Raw genomic sequence first — 16,869 nt, 5'->3', positions numbered from 1 at the left:
CCACGGCCGCAGAACCGGAAGGAGGTTCCATGACGGCCATCCACGAAACCCTTCACCGGCCCGACCCGGCGATCGGGCTGGGCGCGGTCCGCGATGCCATCGAAGGCGCCTGTACCCGCGCCGGCCGCGATCCGGGGTCGGTGACGCTCGTCGCCGCCTCGAAGACGGTTCCCGCCGACGTCCTGGAGCGGGCCGCCGCGGCCGGGCTCACGGTCTTCGGCGAGAACCGCGTCCAGGAGGCCAAGGCGAAGTGGCCCGCCCTGCGCGAGCGGATTCCCGGCCTCGAGCTGCACCTGATCGGGCCCCTGCAGACCAACAAGGCCCGGGAGGCGGTGGCGTTGTTCGACGTCATCCACTCCGTCGACCGGCCCGGCCTGTGCGAGGCCCTGGCCCGGCAGTGCGACCGGCAGGGCCGCAGGCCCCGGCTGTTCGTCCAGGTCAACACCGGGGCGGAGCCGCAGAAGGCGGGCGTCCTGCCCGAGGACGCCGACGGCTTCCTCGCGGCCTGCCGGGAGACCTACGGCCTCGAGGTCGCCGGCCTGATGTGCGTTCCGCCGGCCGGCGCCGACCCGGCCCCGCACTTCACCCTGCTGGCCGGCATCGCCGCCCGCAACGGACTGCCGGGGCTGTCCATGGGCATGAGCACGGACTTCGCCGAGGCGATCGCCCACGGGGCCACGCACGTGCGCGTGGGCAGCGCGATCTTCGGGGCGCGGGCCTATGTGCAGAGGGACACCATATGACCCGTCCCTCCCGGTTCGACATCCTCTTCGAGCCCGTACGGATCGGCCCGGTCACCGCCCGGAACCGCTTCTTCCAGGTGCCCCACTGCAACGGCATGGGGCGCGCGTTCCCCAGCCCCATGGCGGCGATGCGGGGCGTGAAGGCCGAGGGCGGCTGGGGGGTGATCTCCACCGAGCAGTGCGACGTGCACCACTCCGGCAATCACCAGCGCGAGCTGCGGCTGTGGGACGAGCGGGACATCCCCTACCTGGCCCGCGCCACCGGCCTGATCCACGAGCACGGCGCCCTGGCGGCCGTGGAGCTGGTGCACAACGGCTCCCACGTCGCCAACCTCGAGAGCCGCACCGTGCCGATAGCGCCGAGCCTGCGGCTCACCCGGGGGATCAACCCCGTCACCGCGCGGGCGATGGACAAGAGCGACATCCGCGCCGCCCGCCGCTGGTACCGCACGGCGGCGCTGAACGCCCGGCGCGCGGGGTTCGACATCATCTACGTCTACGCGGGCCACGACATGACGCTGCCCGTCCACTTCCTCACCCGCCGCCACAACCACCGGACCGACGAGTACGGCGGCAGCCTGGAGAACCGCGCCCGCTTCCTGCGCGAGCTGGTCGAGGACGCCAAGGAGGCCGTCGGCGACACCTGTGCGGTCGCGATCCGGTTCGGCGTCGACGGGCTCGGCTCCAAGGACGCCGGCGCCCGGGACGAGGGCCGCGACGTGGTGGAGATGCTCGCTGAGCTGCCCGACCTGTGGGACGTCAACCTCAGCGACTTCGACGACGACGGGGTCACCGCGCGGTTCGGCGACGAGGGACACCAGGAGAAGTACGTCAGGTTCGTCAAGAGCGTGACCACCAGACCCGTGGTCGGGGTCGGCCGGTTCACCTCGCCCGACACGATGGCCGCGATGGTCAGGGGCGGCACGCTCGACCTCATCGGCTCGGCCCGCCCCTCGATCGCCGATCCCTTCCTGCCCCGCAAGATCGAGGAAGGCCGCTTCGACGACATCCGCGAGTGCATCGGCTGCAACATCTGCGTGGCCGGCGACCGTTCGGGCGTGCCCATGCGCTGCACCCAGAACCCGACCATGGGCGAGGAGTGGCGGCGCGGCTGGCACCCCGAGTACATCCCGCCCAAGGACACCGACGACACGGTGCTCATCGTCGGCGGCGGTCCCGCCGGCCTGGAGGCCGCCCGCGCGCTGGGCCAGCGCGGCTACGACGTCATGCTGGCCGACCGCGGCCGGCAGCTGGGCGGCCGGGTGGTCCGGGAGAGCAGGCTGCCGGGCCTGGGGACCTGGGCCCGGGTCAGCGAGTGGCGCCTGGGACAGCTGCGCCGGATGCGCAACGTCCAGCTGCTGCCCGGCAACGACATCACCGCCGACATGGTGCTGGAGGCCGAGGCCTCGCTCGTCGCCGTCGCCACCGGGGCGACCTGGCGCGGCGACGGGGTCGGCCGGTACCACGCCGACCCGGTCCCCGGCCTGGACCGGGTGCCCGTCTACACCCCGGACGACGTCATGGACTCCCGGCTGCCCTCCGGGCGCGTCGTGGTGTTCGACGACGACCACTACTACATGGGCGGGGTGATCGCCGAGCGCCTCGTCGAGCACGGCTGCGAGGTCACCTTCGTCACGCCCGAGAGCCTGGTGTCCGCCTACACCCAGCTGACGGCCGAACAGCGCAAGGTCCAGCGGCGGATCCTCCAGTCCTGCGCGGCGGTGCACACCTCGACGACGCTCGCGCGGGCCGAGCCCGGCGCCGCCCACCTCGCCTGCGTCTTCACCGGCCGCGAGACGACGGTGGCGGCGGACGCCGTCGTGCTGACCACGGGCATGGTGCCGCGCGACGAGCTCTACGAGGAGCTCCGACTGCGGGGCGAGGCGGAGCTCGCCGCGGCCGGCATCCGCCGCGTCGTACGGCTGGGCGACTGCCTGGGGCCCGGCATCATCGCGGCCGCGGTCCACAGCGGCCACCTGTTCGCCCGCACCCTGGACACCGCGCTCACCGACCGGACGCCCTACCGGCGCGAGAACGTCGAGACCGGCTGGGACCTGCCGCTGCCGCCGGGCGGTGAGGACGTACGGGCGCCCAGGGACGTCCTCAGCTGACCGCCGCGCACGCCCGGAGCCCGAGGAGAGGCCCATGGAAGAACTCAAGCCCCTGATAGCCAAGGTCGCCACCGGCGCCACGCTGACCTTCGAGGAGTCGGCCCGGGCCTTCGACCTCATCGTGTCGGGTGACGCGACCCCCTCGCAGATGGGCGCCCTGCTGATGGGGCTGCGGATGCGCGGGGAGAGCATCGAGGAGATCACCGGAGCGGTGACCACGATGCGCTCCCGGATGCTCCGGGTCACCGCGCCGCCCGGGGCCATCGACCTGCTCGGCACCGGCGGCGACGCGTCGGGCTCGTACAACATCTCCACCTGCGCGGCGCTCGTCGTCGCCGGCGCGGGCGTCCCGGTGGCCAAGATGGGCAACCGGGCGTTCTCCTCGCGCTGCGGCGCGGCCGACGTGCTGGCGGAGCTGGGCGTGCGCGTCGGGCTGCCGCCCGCCACCGTCGAACGCTGCCTGGCCGAGGCGGGCATCGGCTTCATGTTCGCCCCGGACCACCATCCGGCGGCCCGGCACGTCCACCCCACCCGCGTCGAGCTGGGCACCCGCACCATCTTCAACCTCATGGGGCCGCTGCTGAACCCGGCCGGGGTGCGCCGGCAGATGGTCGGGGTGTTCTCGAGGGAATGGGTGGAGCCGCTCGCCGAGGTGCTGGGCCGGCTCGGCTCGCAGCGCGCCCTCGTCGTCCACGGCTCCGACGGGCTCGACGAGATCACGACCACCGGCCCCACCGCCATCGCCTCGCTCGAGAACGGCACCGTACGGACGTTCGAGGTGACGCCGGAGGAATTCGGCCTGCCGAGAGCGCGCCCGGAGCAGCTCAAGGGCGGCGACGCGCGGGACAACGCGGAGGCGCTGCTCGCGGTCCTCGACGGCGAGCGCGGCGCCTACCGCGACGTGACGGCCTTCAACGCGGCCGCGGCGCTGGTGGTCGCCGGCCGGGCCGCGGACCTGGCGGACGGCCTGGAACTGGCCGTGAAGTCGATCGACTCGGGTGAGGCCAGGCGCCGCCTCGACCGCCTCGTCGCGGTCTCCCACGCGTGACCGCCGCCCGCGCGGCGCGACGGTCGTACGGCACCGGCCCGCAGGGCCGAAAGGAGCAGGACATGACCGGCTTTCTGGCCACCATCGAGGCCTACAAGCGCGAGGAGATCGCGGCCGCGAAGCGCTCGCGCCCCCTCGCCGCCCTGGAGGCGCAGGCCGCGGCCGCCCCGCCGCCGCGCGGCTTCCTCGCCGCGCTCGAGGACAGGCTGGGGCGGGGCGACTACGCCCTGATCGCCGAGATCAAGAAGGCGAGCCCCTCGAAGGGCCTCATCCGCGCCGACTTCGACCCGCCGGCGATCGCCCGCGCCTACGAGGCGGGCGGCGCCGCCTGCCTGTCGGTACTGACCGACACCCGCTCGTTCCAGGGCGCGCCGGCGCACCTGGCGGCCGCGCGCGCCGCGACCGGACTGCCGGTGCTGCGCAAGGACTTCCTCTACGACCCGTACCAGGTCGTCGAGGCCCGCGCGTGGGGCGCCGACTGCGTGCTCGTCATCATGGCCGCGGTCGACGACGCGACGGCCAAGGAGCTGGAGGACGCGGCGTCGTCGCTCGGCATGGACGTGCTCGCCGAGGTCCACGACGCCGGGGAGCTGGAGCGGGCGCTGAGCCTGCGCACGCGCCTGATCGGCGTCAACAACCGCGACCACAGGACGTTCGAGACGTCGCTGGCGACGACCGAGGCGCTCGCGCCACAGGTCCCGGACGGGCGGGTGATCGTCGGGGAGAGCGGGCTGGGCGGCCCCGCCGACCTCGCCCGGCTGGCGAAATCCGGCGTCTCGTCCTTCCTCATCGGCGAGAGCCTGATGCGTGCACCGGACATCGAGGCGGCCACCCGTGCCATACTCGCGCGCGGAGCGGCACAGCCAACTCCGGCCGCCGAATAGGCACTTGCCGCACGTCCGAGGGCACAAGAGGAGCGTCAATCCGTGGGCATCGAATTCCTGGTCACATCGTTCATCGTCACCGCCTCCCCCGGCACGGGGGTGCTCTACACGCTCGCCACGGGCCTCTCGCGGGGCTTCCGCGCGAGCGTCGTGGCCGCGTTCGGCTGCACGCTGGGAATCGTCCCCCACATGGCCGCCACGATCATGGGGCTGGCCGCGCTCTTACACACCAGCGCGCTCGCCTTCCAGATCTTCAAGTACGCGGGCGTCGCCTACCTGCTCTACGTGGCGTGGAGCACGCTGCGCGAGAGCGGCACGCTGAAGGTGGAGACCGACGACGAGGCCCAGGCCCAGTCGGCGACCAAGGTGACTGTCACGGCCGTCCTCATCAACATCCTCAACCCCAAGCTGACGATCTTCTTCCTGGCCTTCCTCCCGCAGTTCGTGAGCACCGACGAGGCGCACCCGGTCCCCCGGATGCTCGAACTGAGCGCCGTCTTCATGCTGATGACGTTCGTGATCTTCGTCGGCTACGGCCTGCTGGCCGCCGCGGTCCGTGACCACGTGATCTCGCGGCCCAAGGTGCTGACGTGGATGCGGCGCACGTTCGCGGGCGCGTTCGTGGCCCTGGGCGCGAAGCTGGCGTTCACCAACATCTGAGCGAGCCGATTCCGGGGGGCGTCCATCAGGACGCCCCCCGGTCGTCGTCCCCGGCGTCCGGAGGACCCTCCTCCCGCAGGACGTCCAGCACCACCGAGCCGTCGACGGTCTCCCGGGCCACCAGCAGCCCGGAGAGCCGGTCCAGGGCGGCGCGGTGGTCCCGCAGCAGGGTCAGGGCCCGGTCCTCGGCGGCGCGCAGCAGGCGCGCCACCTCCTGGTCGACGATGCGCTGGGTGCGCTCCGAGTAGGGCTGGCGGGCGAGGTCCTCGGCGGTCTCGCCCAGGAACGGCTGGCCGGGGGCGGCGTAGCCGACCGGGCCCAGGGCGGCCGAGAGGCCGAACTCGCGGACCATGCGGGTGGCGATGGCCGTGGCGCCCGCCAGGTCGTTGGCGGCGCCCGTCGAGCCCTCGCCGAAGACGGTCAGTTCGGCCGCGCGGCCGCCGAGCCGCACGGCGAGCAGGTCGGTGAGGTAGCCCTCGGTGTACAGGTGGCGCTCGGCCTCGGGGAGTTGCTCGGTGACCCCGAGCGACACCCCGGCGGGCAGGATCGTCACCTTGGCGACGGGGTCGGCGTGTTCGCACAGGGCGGCGACGAGGGCGTGGCCCGACTCGTGGACGGCGACGGAACGGCGCTCCTCGGGCAGCAGCGCGTTGGACGTCTCGCGCCGGCCCAGCAGCACGCGGTCGCGGGCCGCGTCGAGGTCCTCGGCGTTGAGGGTGGCGCGGTCCTGGCGTACGGCGTTGATGGCCGCCTCGTTGACGAGGTTGGCCAGGTCGGCGCCGGAGAAGCCGGGGGTGGCGCGGGCGACGATGTTGAGGTCGACGTCGGGGGCCAGGGTCTTGCCGCGGGCGTGCACGGTGAGGATCGCCGCCCGTTCGGCCTGGTTGGGCAGCGGCACGGTGACCTGGCGGTCGAACCGGCCGGGGCGCAGCAGGGCGGGGTCGAGGGCGTCGGGCCGGTTGGTGGCGGCGATCACGACGATGCCGCTGCTCTGGTCGAAGCCGTCCATCTCGGCGAGCAGCTGGTTGAGGGTCTGCTCGCGCTCGTCGTTGCCGCCGAGGCGGGTGCCGCCGCCGCGCCGGCCGCCGACGGCGTCGATCTCGTCGATGAAGATGATCGAGGGGGCCCGCTTGCGGGCCTCGTCGAAGAGGTCGCGGACCCGGGACGCCCCGACGCCGACGAACATCTCGACGAACGCCGAGCCGGTCACCGACAGGAACGGCACGTCCGCCTCGCCGGCCACGGCGCGGGCGAAGAGCGTCTTGCCGGTGCCGGGCGGCCCGACCATGATCACTCCGCGGGGTCCCTTGGCGCCCGCACGGGCGTAGCGGTCGGGGTTGCGCAGGAAGTCGACGACCTCGCTGACCTCCTGTTTGACCCCGTCGTAGCCGGCGACGTCGGCGAAGCGGGTGGTGGGCCGCTCGGCCTCGATGATCTTCGCCCGCGACCGGCCGATGGCGCTGACGCCGCCGGTCAGGGAGCTCGCGGCCCTGCGGGCGCCCCACAGGAAGAAGCCGGCCAGGAGCAGCAGGGGCAGGAAGGCCACCAGGAGCGAGGGCCACAGGGTACCGGTGGACTGGGAGGCGGTGACCCGTACGTGCTGGGCCTCCAGGCGCTGTTCGAGCCCGCTCGTGCCGAGGGCCGTGGGGATGCGGGTGGTGAACTTGGTGCCGTTCTTGAGCGTGCCGCTCACCGCACCCTTGTCGCTGACGTCGACCGTCTGGACCTGTCCGGCGCCGACCTTGGCGACGAAGTCGCTGTAGGGCACCTGGCTGGGCTGGGGGCCGGACACACCGCGCGCCAGCAGCAGGGTGATCACGAACAGGACGAGGGCGGCGGGCAGGATCCACCGGCGCCAGGCGGGCTGCGCCGGCGGGCCGGACGGCGGCCTGGGCGGTTCGCCCGGCGGCCGGGGGCCGGCGGGCGGTGTGAGGTGCCGGTGCGGCAGGCGGATGCGTGTGATCACGGCCGTTCCCACTTCCTGAGCCGGGTCGGCCACCCCACCGTCACCGTGCGTCACAGACCGTGCGGTGCCCGATCGCCTCACCTCAACAGTCGCACCCGGCCGCTCACGGCGCACGGGTATTCAATGGAGGGAGGCAGCGACCCGATCGGCCGAGGAGCGCGTCATGTCGCACACAACCGAGTGGAACGTCCGCCTCCAGCTTTCCGAGGAGGACGGGAGGACCAGGGCACGCGTGGTGCTGGACACCGGGGCCGCCTCGCTGACCGGTACCGGGACCGCCCAGTGCGCCCCCGGCGACAAGGACGTGCCGGAGATCGGTGACGAGTTCGCGGCGGGCCGGGCCCTGCGCGATCTCGGCACCCGGCTGCTGCGGACGGCGGAACACGACGTCGAGGCCATGGGCGCGGCGCCCGAGCCGAGGACGTCGGTGCCCTACGGCTGGCCGGAGTAGCCGGCCGGCCGCAGGGCGGCCCGGGGCCCGGGCGGCTAGCTCTGGGTGTTGATGAAGCCGATGATCACGGCGCCCCACCAGCAGATCTGGGACACCAGGGCGCTGGCCCCGCCCCAGGCGAGCAGGCGCGGCGAGGGCGTGCCGCCGGCGCTGCGCTCCATGTGCTTGCCGAGGAGGCCGGCCTGCAGGCCGTTGAGGGTGAGGACGAGCACCATCGCCAGCTTGACGCAGGTCATGGTGGAGGAGATGTTCGGGTGCAGCAGCGTGCCGCTGAGGACCAGGCCGGCGAGTCCGGCCCAGATCGGCAGGTGCAGCCGGCTCGCGCTGCCGAGCGCGTCCTTCAGGTCGCAGCGGCCCATGATCCACAGGAGGCCGTAGTAGTCGGCCACCAGCACGGCGCCGAAGCCGAGCACGAGGCTGGCGAGGTGGACGAAGAGGGCGACCGTGTGCAGGGCCGGGTCGGCCTGCAGATGCACGGAGACCCAGACGCTCGCGGCCCAGGCGGCGCACAGCGTGAGCGCGGCCGCGGTGAGCGTCATCCAGGAGTCGTAGAGGCCGATCGGCCGGGCGTGCCGGGCACGCGGGGTGACGGCGGCGAGCCGGGGCGGCCGGGACGGCCGTATGACGGACAGGGGCGATTCGGACGGGACAGCGGACAAGAAATTCTCCAAACGCAGACCCCCACTCTTCGGTCCGGACGCGGCCGGATTCCGTACCGGCGTGACGCCCAAACACCAGAACACTCCTGCGAAAAAAGCGCAAGCTTCGCAGGTCAGAGCGGTTTCTGTCGTAATCTGGGCCTTCTGGACCTTGATCAGCACTTCTGGACCTTGATCAACGGAAATGAGCCGGCATGCGTGTCGCGATCGTCCTCTTCACCGCCGATCTCCGGCTGCACGACAATCCCGTCCTGCGCGCCGCGCTGCGCGCCGCCGAGCGTGTGGTGCCGCTGTTCGTCGTCGACTCGGGGGTGCGGGAGGCCGGCTTCACCGCGCCCAACCGCGCGGCGTTCCTGTCCGACTGCCTCGCCGACCTCGACCGGGGGCTGCGGGCCCGGGGCGGCCACCTGGTGATCCGCGAGGGGGACGTGGTGCGCGAGACCTGCCGGGTGGCCGCGGAGACGGACGCGGCGGAGGTCCATCTGGCGGGCGGGAGCAGCGGATACGCCCAGCGCCGGGAGGACCGGCTGCGGTCGGCGCTGGCTGCGGACGGGCGGCTGCTGCGGGTGCACGACGCGGTGGTCACCGCCCTGCCGCCGGGGGCGGTGCTGCCCTCGGGCCGGAGCCACTTCGCGGTGTTCACCCCGTACTACCGCAGGTGGTCGGCCGAGCGGCTCCGGCCGGTGACCGGCGCGCCCCGGCGCGTCGACCTGCCCGACGTCGCCACGCTCCCCCTGCCGGCGGCCGCGTCCCTGGCCCGGGGGACGGCCTCGCCCGCCCTCGCGCCCGGCGGCGAGCGCGAGGGCCGCCGGCGCCTGGCGGCCTGGCTGCGCACCGGCGTCGAGGGGTACGCCGCCCGCCACGACGACATGGCGGCGGACGCCACGTCCCGGCTGTCCCCTTATCTGCACTTCGGTTGTCTGTCGCCGGTGGAGGTGATCGACCGGGCGCGCCGCCGTCCCGGGGGCGCGGAGGCGTTCGTCCGCCAGCTGGCCTGGCGGGACTTCCACCACCAGGTGCTGGCCGCCGTGCCGGGGGCGGCCGCCCGCGACTACCGCCCGCGGCACGACCGCTGGCGCACGGATCCGGAGGAGCTCGCCGCCTGGAAGGCGGGGCTGACCGGGTTCCCCGTCGTCGACGCGGCGATGCGCCAGCTCGCGCACGAGGGCTGGATGCACAACCGGGCCCGGATGCTGGTGGCGTCCTTCCTCACCAAGACCCTCTACCACGACTGGCGGGAGGGCGCCCGGCACTTCACCGAGCTGCTGATCGACGCGGACGTGGCGAACAATCAGCTCAACTGGCAGTGGATGGCCGGCACCGGAACCGACACCCGCCCCAACCGGGTCCTCAATCCCCTCGTCCAGGCCCGGCGCTTCGACCCCGAGGGGGCCTACGTGCGCCGCTGGGTACCGGAGCTGGCCGGCGTGGCGGGCGCCGCCGTCCACGAACCGTGGACCCTCGACCCCGCGCTGCGCACGCGCCTCGGCTATCCCGGGCCGGTCGTCGGCCTCGCCGACGGCCTGGCCCGCTTCCGGCGGGCGCGGGGCGCGGCCTGAACGGCCCCCGCGCCCGTTCGGCCGTACGGCGCGGGAGGCAACGTATAGCCGCGCCCGGGACCGGGTACCGGTCGCAGGTGAGAATCCGGCATCCTTCGCACCGCGGCGGCGAGCAGCCCGACCTGTTCGAGCGGGTGGCCGAGAAGGCCTCCCACTTCACGAGCTCGCGGGCGTTCTTCGTGCTGTGCTTCGTGCTGGTGGCGAACTTCCTGGCCGTCCACGTCGCGCGGCTGTCGGTCGGGCTGGAGCTGCTGTCCGCCGGTCTCATGACGTCGGTGACGCTGTTGCTGCTGGCCCTGCTCAAGAACTCCGAGCTGCGGGCCGAGCACGCCGTGCAGCGCAAGCTCGACGCGATCGCCGGCGCGCTGCTGGCACAGGCCGAGGGCGCGCGCGAGGGCAAGGCCTTCGACACCCTGCGCGACGCCATCCGCATGGACGAGCAGACCTGAGCGAGCGGACGCGAGACGCGCAGGCCTGAGACGAGCGGACCTGAGACGAGCGGACCCGACCGGGGCCGGCCGGCTCAGCAGATGCGCGGCAGCTGTTCCCCCAGGGGCAGGTCGACGACGCGCGTCCCGCCGAGCCGGGTGCGCGCCACGACGATGCCCGGGTGCTCGGCCACGCATTCGCCGATGACGGCCGCCCCCCTCCCGTGCGGATGGGCGCGCATGGCGGCGAGCACGGCCTCGGCGTGCGGGCGGGGGACGAAGGCCACGAGCCGGCCCTCGTTCGCCACGTAGAGCGGGTCGAGGCCGAGGAAGCCGCAGGCGTTGGCGACGGCCTCGGGCACGGGCACGCTGCCCTCGGTGAGGACGACGCCGGTGCCGGAGGCGGCGGCGATCTCGTTGAGGGCGGTGGCCACGCCGCCGCGCGTGGGGTCGCGCAGGGCGTGCAGGTCCGGGGTGACGGCGAGCATCGCGGCGACGAGGCCGCCCAGCGGGGCGGTGTCGCTGGCGATCTCCACCCCGAACTCCAGCCCCTCGCGCACGCTCAGGACGGCCACGCCGTGCATGCCGACCGGCCCGCTGACGATCACCACGTCGCCGGGCGCGGCCCGCTGGGGGCGGATGTCCACGCCGTCGGGGACGATCCCGATGCCGGAGGTGGTGACGAAGACGCCGTCGCCGTGGCCGGCGTCGACGACCTTGGTGTCGCCGGTGACGACGGTGACCCCGGCGGCCTCGGCGGCCGCGCCGATGTCCCGGGCGACCCGCGCCACGACGGACAGCTCGGTGCCCTCCTCCAGGATGAAGGCACAGGAGAGGTGGGCGGGCCGGGCGCCGCTCATGGCGAGGTCGTTGACGGTGCCGTTGACGGCGAGGTCGCCGATGCCGCCGCCGGGGAAGAACAGGGGGCGTACGACGTAGGAGTCGGTGGAGAAGGCGAGGCGCGCCCCGCCCAGGGTCACCGCCGCCGAGTCGGCGAGGCCCGCGAGCACCTCGTTGCCGTACGCGGGCGCGAAGACCTGGGCGACGAGCTCGGCGGACAGCGCCCCTCCCCCGCCGTGCCCGAGGACGACGACGGGCTGGTCGCGCAGCGGGGCCGGGCAGGTCAGGGCGGACGGGTCGATGGTGGTGGCGGGCGCGGTGTCAGCCAACGGGGGTCGCCTCCTCGGCGGGCGCCGCGCGGTCCAGGCGGCGGTAGAGGTAGTAGGCGGCGCAGGCTCCCTCGCTGGAGACCATGGTCGCGCCCAGGGGGTTGCGCGGGGTGCAGGAGGTGCCGAAGGCCGCGCACTCGTGCGGCTTGATCAGGCCCTGCAGCACCTCGCCGCTGCGGCAGGCGGCGGGCTCCCGGGTCCGCACGCCGCCGACGCGGAAGCGGTGCTCGGCGTCGTACGCCCGGAAGGCGGGGGCCAGCCGCCAGCCGCTGCCGGGGATGACGCCGATGCCCCGCCACGCCCGGTCGGTGACCTCGAACACCTCGGCGAGCATCCGCAGGGCCGCGGGGTTGCCCTCGTCCCGTACGGCGCGGGGGTAGGCGTTCTCCACCCGGTGCTCGCCGCGTTCGAGCTGGCGGACGGTGCGGCGGACGCCCTCGAGGATGTCGAGCGGCTCGAAGCCGGTGACCACGATGGGCACCCGGTACCGCTCGGCCAGCGCCGGGTACTCCTCGACGCCCATGACGCTGCACACGTGCCCGGCGGCCAGGAATCCCTGGACGCGGCAGTCGGGCGAGCGCATGATCGCCTCGATGGCGGGCGGTACGCGCACGTGCGAGACCAGCAGGCTGAAGTTGCGGACGCCGAGCGCCCGGGCCTGGTGGACCGTCATGGCGTTGGCGGGGGCGGTGGTCTCGAAGCCGATGCCGAAGAAGACGACCTCCTTCTCCGGGTGCCGGCGGGCGATCTCCAGCGCGTCCAGCGGTGAGTACACCACCCGGACGTCGCCGCCGGCGCCCCTGACCCGGAACAGGTCGCCCTCGGTGCCCGGGACGCGCAGCATGTCGCCGAACGAGCAGAAGACCACCTCGGGCAGGGAGGCGATGGCGAGCGCCTTGTCGATCATCTCCAGCGGGGTGACGCAGACCGGGCAGCCGGGCCCGTGGATCAGCTCCACCGACGCGGGGAGCAGCTGGTCGATGCCGTGCCGGATGATCGAGTGGGTCTGGCCGCCGCAGACCTCCATCATCGCCCAGGGGCGGGTGACGGTGGCGTGGATGTCGTCCAGCAGCCGCCGGGCCAGGGCGGGGTCCTGGAATTCGTCGAGGTACCTCATCGCGTGCCCTCCGGCGTCGTCGCGTCGTACGGAGTCGGGGCGTCGTACGAAGCCGTCGCGTCGTACGGAGTCGGGGCCCCGGGCGCGGCGGCGTCCGCCGGCGTCGCTCCGGCCTCGGCGGCGGCGCGGCCCCAGGCGTCGCCGAACTCCTCCTCCAGGGCGCCGATGCGCGCGAACAGGTCCAGCGTCGCCAGCGCCGCCGCCTCGTCCAGGCGCTGCAGGGCGAATCCGACGTGCACGATGGCGTAGTCGCCGACCTCGATGTCGGGCAGATAGGCCAGGCACACGTCCTTGACCGCGCCCCCGAAGTCGACCTTCGCCATGCGGGTGCCGTCCCGCTCCTCAATGCCGACCACTTTGCCGGGCACCGCCAGGCACATGAGCTCCTCCTTCCCCGCCGGCGGGAGCCGGCGCGCGGTCGCGGGCCCGGGCGGCGACGAGCGCCTGGCCGAGCGCCAGCCCGCCGTCGCCGCACGGCACGGCACGGTGGCGCACCACCGTGAAGCCGCCCGCGCGCAGCGCGTGCGTGCACGCGTCCTCGAGCAGGCGGTTGGCGAACACCCCGCCGGTCAGGGCGACCGTGCCCGCGCCGGTCGCGTGCCGGGCCGCCTCGCAGGCGGCGGTGACGGCCCCGGCGACGGCGTGGTGGAAGCGCGCGGCGATGACGCCGGCGGGAACCCCCGTCCGCAGGTCCTCGGTCACGGCGCGCAGCACGGGTGCGGGGTCGATGCGCCGGGGGCCGCCGTGCGGGTCGTCGTGTGCCCCGAAGGCGTAGGGCCGGCCGCAGCCGGCCATGGCGGGTGCGGCGCGCGCCTCCAGCTCGACGGCCGCCTGGGCTTCGTACCCGGCGCGGTGGCACACCCCGGTGAGGGAGGCGACGGCGTCGAACAGCCGGCCCATGCTGGAGGTGGGCACGCACGCGATCCCCCGTTCCAGCTGCCGCTCCACCAGGCGCCGTTCCTCCTCCCCGCAGGCGGCCACGGCCGGCAGGCCGGGCTCCCGGGCGAGGCCGGCGGCGCGCAGGTGTGCCAGAGCCATGCGGCAGGGGTTGCGGACGGCGGCGTCGCCGCCGGGCAGCGGTACGTAGGACAGGTGGGCCAGGCGCCGGTAGCCGGTGTAGTCGGCGAGCATGATCTCGCCGCCCCACACGGCGCCGTCGTCGCCGTAGCCGGTCCCGTCGAAGGCGACGCCGATGACGGGTGTGGCGCCGTCCAGGTGGGCGTCGGCCATGGCGGAGGCGATGTGCGCGTGGTGGTGCTGGACCAGCCGGAGCGGACGGCCCGCGGCGTGGTCGCGGGCCCACGCCGCCGACCGGTAGCGGGGGTGGAGGTCGGCGGCCAGCAGGCCGGGGCGGATGCCGGTGAGTTCGCCGAGGTGGGCGACCGCCCGGTCGAAGGCGGTCGCGGTGGCCAGCTCCCCGAGGTCGCCGATGTGCTGCGACAGCCAGGCGGAGCGGCCGCGCGCGAGGCAGAAGACGTTCTTCAGGTCGCCGCCGACGGCCAGCACGGGCGGCACCTCGAAGGGCAGCGGAACGGGGTCGGGTACGTACCCCCGCGACCGGCGCAGGGGCAGTACGCCGCCGTCGGCGCGCACCCGCACCACGGAGTCGTCGCACGGCACGTGGACCGGGCGGTCGTGCGCGAGGCGGGCGTCGCAGAGCGGGGCGAGGTCCGTGCGCGCCCGGCCGTCATCGGTGACGATGGGCTCGCCGGGGCGGTTCGCGCTGGTCATCACCAGGACGCGGGGGCCCGGCGGGTCGCCGGGCAGGCCGAACAGCAGCCGGTGCAGGGGGCTGTAGGGGAGCATCACGCCGATGTCGGGGGCGCCGGGGGCGATGCCGGCGGCGAGCGGGACGCCGCCCTCGAAGCCGTCGGGGCGCCGCAGCAGGACGACCGGTGCCCGGGGCCCGGCCAGCAGGCGCGCCTCGGCGGCGGTGACCGGGGCGAGGGCCCGGGCGGTGGGCAGGTCCGCCGCCATGACGGCGAAGGGTTTCGCGCCGCGGTCCTTGGCCGCCCGCAGCCGGGCGACGGCGTCCTCGTCGGTGGCGTCGCAGGCCAGGTGGTAGCCGCCGATGCCCTTGACGGCCAGGACGGCGCCGCGGGCGAGCAGCTCCCGGGCCCTCGCCAGGGCGGCCTCCCCGGTGGCGGGCGGGTCCTGGCCCTCCAGCCGCAGCCGGGGGCCGCAGTCGGGGCAGGCCACCGGCTGGGCGTGGAAGCGCCGGTCGGCGGGGTCCGCGTACTCGCCCGCGCACCGCGGGCACAGGGCGAAGGGGGCCATGGTGGTGGTGGCCCGGTCGTAGGGCAGGCCGGTGACGATGGTGAAGCGCGGTCCGCAGTGCACGCAGGTGATGAAGGGGTGGCGGAAGCGGCGGTCGGCGGGGTCGGTGAGCTCGTGCAGGCAGGTGGCGCACAGGGCGGCGTCGGGAGGGACGCGGGTGCGGCCCCGGCCCGGCCGGGAGGGCCGGATGGTGAAGTCGCCGGCGCCCAGCACGGGCACGCGCCGGTGGGAGACGGAGGAAACGACGGCCAGCGGGGGCGCGTGGCTGATCAGGCGGTCGCGGAACGCGCGGACGCGTCCCGGGTCGCCCTCGATCTCGGCGACGACGCCTCCGGTGTCGTTGCTGACGTAGCCCGCCAGCCCCAGCTCGCGGGCCAGGCCGTGGACGAAGGGCCGGAATCCGACGCCCTGCACCGCGCCGCGCACGATGATCCGGTGCCGGACGACGGTGTCGTCGTGGGCCGCGGTCACTGCTGCCCGGCCGTCACTTCGTCGGGGGCGTCCTCGACGAGACGTCCTTCCCGGACGCGGCCCGCCATCACGGGCCGGTGCGCGGCGGCGCCCTCGGCGACCGCCAGGATCCGCTCGAGGAGGGCGTCCACCCCGGCGCCGGTGCGGGCCGAGGTGGGCACGATCCCCACGCCCGGGTTGACCCGCACCACGTTCCCCGTGAACGCCGGCCGGTCGAAGTCCACGGCGTCGGCGATGTCGGTCTTGGTCAGTACGACGAGGTGCGCCAGGCCGAAGGCCATGGGGTACTTCAGCGGCTTGTCCTCGCCCTCGGTCACGGACATCAGCGTCACCCGCAGCGTCTCCCCCAGGTCGTAGGCGGCCGGGCAGACGAGATTGCCGACGTTCTCCACGAACAGCACCCGCGTGTCCGCCGGCAGCCATCCCCGCAGGTGCCCCCTGAGCTGGGCCGCCTCGAGGTGGCACAGGCCGCCCGTGAGCACCTGTTTGACGGGGACGCCGGAGCGCGCCAGGCGCCGCGCGTCGTTCTCGGTGGCGAGGTCGGCGGTGAGCGCGGCCACCGGCACGCCGCGCTCGCTCATGGCCGTCAGGATGCGCTCCAGCAGCGCCGTCTTCCCGCTGCCGGGGCTGGACAACAGGTTCACCACCGTCGTCCGCCGGGACGCCAGTTCCTTGCGCAGGGCGCCGGCCAGGGCGTCGTTCCTGGCCAGCACCGCCTGCCGGACGTCGATGACCTTGCACATCACGCGGTCGCCTCCGCCAGTTCGATCACGGTGATCTCCAGCTCCCGCCCGCTGAGCAGGCGTGTGGTCGGCGAGTCGCAGCGCGGGCACCACAGGAACGGCGGGGTGCCGACCGCGAACTCCTTCTCGCAGGCCGCGCAGTGGGCCCGCGCGGGGACCTCCTCCACGTCCAGCCGGGCGGCCTCCACCACGGTGCCCTCCCGGGCCACCTCGAAGGAGAAGCGCAGGGCGTCGGGGACGACGCCCGACATCTCGCCCACCCGCACCCGTACCGCTTCGACACCGCCGGCGTCGTGCCGCCGGGCCAGCTCCGTCGCCCGCTCGACGATCGCGGTGGCGATGGACAGCTCGTGCATCCGCCTCACCTGCTCCCGGCCGCGTGCCCGTGTGGGTGCCCGCCCCTCGCTGGGGGGCGGTACGCGGTCCACAGTGACCCGGCGCGGACGGGGCCCGGCCGCCCGCCACGGCCCGAGCGGCCGGGCGGGGAACGGTATTCGCCCGCGTAGCGCAATCGCGGCGCCCCTCGCGCGGCGCCGCCCGTCCCGGCGGCGCGCGTCGGTGACGATCGGTCACGGACGGCGCC

At 74.4% G+C, this 16,869-nt stretch carries 16 protein-coding genes; 8 read left to right on the top strand and 8 right to left on the bottom strand.

The features are described 5' to 3' along the window. The first annotated feature begins 29 nt into the window (after positions 1-29). From IE295_RS05835 to IE295_RS05815, 5 genes are all read left to right on the top strand, one after another. Positions 30-743 carry a YggS family pyridoxal phosphate-dependent enzyme gene (locus IE295_RS05835; protein WP_190062308.1) on the top strand — a complete coding sequence of 238 codons (714 nt, stop codon included), beginning with the start codon at positions 30-32 and terminating at the stop codon, positions 741-743. Beyond that, positions 740-2,854, top strand: coding sequence for an oxidoreductase (locus tag IE295_RS05830; RefSeq protein WP_190062307.1), 2,115 nt, complete (start codon positions 740-742; stop codon positions 2,852-2,854). Before IE295_RS05835 ends, IE295_RS05830 begins: the two co-directional genes overlap by 4 nt. Positions 2,855-2,888: 34 nt before the next feature. Beyond that, positions 2,889-3,902: an anthranilate phosphoribosyltransferase gene (trpD, locus tag IE295_RS05825; protein WP_190062306.1), complete on the top strand. Its 1,014-nt coding sequence runs from the start codon at positions 2,889-2,891 to the stop codon at positions 3,900-3,902. A gap of 62 nt (positions 3,903-3,964) precedes the next feature. Further along, positions 3,965-4,786: an indole-3-glycerol phosphate synthase TrpC gene (trpC, locus tag IE295_RS05820; RefSeq protein ID WP_190062305.1), complete on the top strand. Its 822-nt coding sequence runs from the start codon at positions 3,965-3,967 to the stop codon at positions 4,784-4,786. 42 nt (positions 4,787-4,828) lie between these two features. After that, the gene (locus IE295_RS05815) at positions 4,829-5,446 is read left to right on the top strand and encodes a LysE family translocator (protein ID WP_190062304.1); all 618 of its coding nucleotides are present in this window, start codon (positions 4,829-4,831) and stop codon (positions 5,444-5,446) included. A 25-nt stretch (positions 5,447-5,471) separates the two neighbouring features. Here the strand turns inward: IE295_RS05815 and ftsH are convergent, their stop codons facing one another. After that, a complete protein-coding gene (ftsH, locus tag IE295_RS05810) occupies positions 5,472-7,412 on the bottom strand; it encodes an ATP-dependent zinc metalloprotease FtsH (RefSeq protein ID WP_190062303.1) in 1,941 nt (646 codons plus the stop codon). 163 nt (positions 7,413-7,575) lie between these two features. On the opposite strand from ftsH, the gene IE295_RS05805 reads away from it, so the two are divergent. Next, positions 7,576-7,863, top strand: coding sequence for a DUF1876 domain-containing protein (locus tag IE295_RS05805; RefSeq protein WP_190062302.1), 288 nt, complete (start codon positions 7,576-7,578; stop codon positions 7,861-7,863). 35 nt (positions 7,864-7,898) lie between these two features. Here IE295_RS05805 and IE295_RS05800 read toward each other — a convergent pair whose 3' ends face one another. After that, entirely contained in the window at positions 7,899-8,522 is a 624-nt protein-coding gene (locus IE295_RS05800) for a hypothetical protein (RefSeq protein ID WP_224323352.1), read from the bottom strand. A gap of 194 nt (positions 8,523-8,716) precedes the next feature. Between IE295_RS05800 and IE295_RS05795 the strand changes: the two genes are divergently transcribed. After that, positions 8,717-10,081 (top strand): cryptochrome/photolyase family protein, encoded by a 1,365-nt coding sequence (locus tag IE295_RS05795; protein ID WP_190062301.1) that lies wholly within the window; start codon positions 8,717-8,719, stop codon positions 10,079-10,081. A 77-nt stretch (positions 10,082-10,158) separates the two neighbouring features. Continuing rightward, positions 10,159-10,530: a hypothetical protein gene (locus IE295_RS05790; RefSeq protein ID WP_190062300.1), complete on the top strand. Its 372-nt coding sequence runs from the start codon at positions 10,159-10,161 to the stop codon at positions 10,528-10,530. A 74-nt stretch (positions 10,531-10,604) separates the two neighbouring features. Here IE295_RS05790 and hypE read toward each other — a convergent pair whose 3' ends face one another. The 6 genes from hypE to hypA are packed head-to-tail and all read right to left on the bottom strand — an operon-like array spanning position 10,605 to position 16,642. After that, entirely contained in the window at positions 10,605-11,678 is a 1,074-nt protein-coding gene (gene hypE / locus IE295_RS05785; protein ID WP_190062299.1) for a hydrogenase expression/formation protein HypE, read from the bottom strand. After that, on the bottom strand, positions 11,671-12,795 hold the full coding sequence (hypD, locus tag IE295_RS05780) for a hydrogenase formation protein HypD (RefSeq protein ID WP_190062298.1): 1,125 nt from the start codon (positions 12,793-12,795) through the stop codon (positions 11,671-11,673). The genes hypE and hypD overlap by 8 nt, the downstream gene beginning before the upstream one ends. Beyond that, entirely contained in the window at positions 12,792-13,175 is a 384-nt protein-coding gene (locus IE295_RS05775) for a HypC/HybG/HupF family hydrogenase formation chaperone (protein ID WP_190062297.1), read from the bottom strand. Before IE295_RS05775 ends, hypD begins: the two co-directional genes overlap by 4 nt. Beyond that, positions 13,138-15,543 (bottom strand): carbamoyltransferase HypF, encoded by a 2,406-nt coding sequence (hypF, locus tag IE295_RS05770; protein ID WP_224323353.1) that lies wholly within the window; start codon positions 15,541-15,543, stop codon positions 13,138-13,140. The genes IE295_RS05775 and hypF overlap by 38 nt, the downstream gene beginning before the upstream one ends. Then, the gene (gene hypB, locus IE295_RS05765; RefSeq protein WP_190062431.1) at positions 15,540-16,286 is read right to left on the bottom strand and encodes a hydrogenase nickel incorporation protein HypB; all 747 of its coding nucleotides are present in this window, start codon (positions 16,284-16,286) and stop codon (positions 15,540-15,542) included. Before hypB ends, hypF begins: the two co-directional genes overlap by 4 nt. Beyond that, complete coding sequence (gene hypA, locus IE295_RS05760; protein WP_190062296.1) at positions 16,286-16,642, bottom strand: hydrogenase maturation nickel metallochaperone HypA; 357 nt, start codon at positions 16,640-16,642, stop codon at positions 16,286-16,288. The genes hypB and hypA overlap by 1 nt, the downstream gene beginning before the upstream one ends. Positions 16,643-16,869 lie beyond the last annotated feature (227 nt).

The organism is Streptomyces griseocarneus (genome assembly GCF_014655595.1).
Classification (GTDB): domain Bacteria; phylum Actinomycetota; class Actinomycetes; order Streptomycetales; family Streptomycetaceae; genus Streptomyces; species Streptomyces griseocarneus.
The sequence above is the reverse complement of the archived record's forward strand: the minus strand, read 5'-3'. Positions and strand labels throughout refer to the sequence as shown.

Bases quoted from the DNA above. Each gene is read 5' to 3' on its own strand.
- IE295_RS05835 (WP_190062308.1), top strand. From the start codon at position 30: ATGACGGCCATCCACGAAACCCTTCACCGGCCCGACCCGGCGATCGGG.
- IE295_RS05830 (WP_190062307.1), top strand. From the start codon at position 740: ATGACCCGTCCCTCCCGGTTCGACATCCTCTTCGAGCCCGTACGGATC.
- trpD (WP_190062306.1), top strand. From the start codon at position 2,889: ATGGAAGAACTCAAGCCCCTGATAGCCAAGGTCGCCACCGGCGCCACG.
- trpC (WP_190062305.1), top strand. From the start codon at position 3,965: ATGACCGGCTTTCTGGCCACCATCGAGGCCTACAAGCGCGAGGAGATC.
- IE295_RS05805 (WP_190062302.1), top strand. From the start codon at position 7,576: ATGTCGCACACAACCGAGTGGAACGTCCGCCTCCAGCTTTCCGAGGAG.
- IE295_RS05795 (WP_190062301.1), top strand. From the start codon at position 8,717: ATGCGTGTCGCGATCGTCCTCTTCACCGCCGATCTCCGGCTGCACGAC.
- hypD (WP_190062298.1), bottom strand. From the start codon at position 12,795: ATGAGGTACCTCGACGAATTCCAGGACCCCGCCCTGGCCCGGCGGCTG.
- IE295_RS05775 (WP_190062297.1), bottom strand. From the start codon at position 13,175: ATGTGCCTGGCGGTGCCCGGCAAAGTGGTCGGCATTGAGGAGCGGGAC.
- hypB (WP_190062431.1), bottom strand. From the start codon at position 16,286: ATGTGCAAGGTCATCGACGTCCGGCAGGCGGTGCTGGCCAGGAACGAC.
- hypA (WP_190062296.1), bottom strand. From the start codon at position 16,642: ATGCACGAGCTGTCCATCGCCACCGCGATCGTCGAGCGGGCGACGGAG.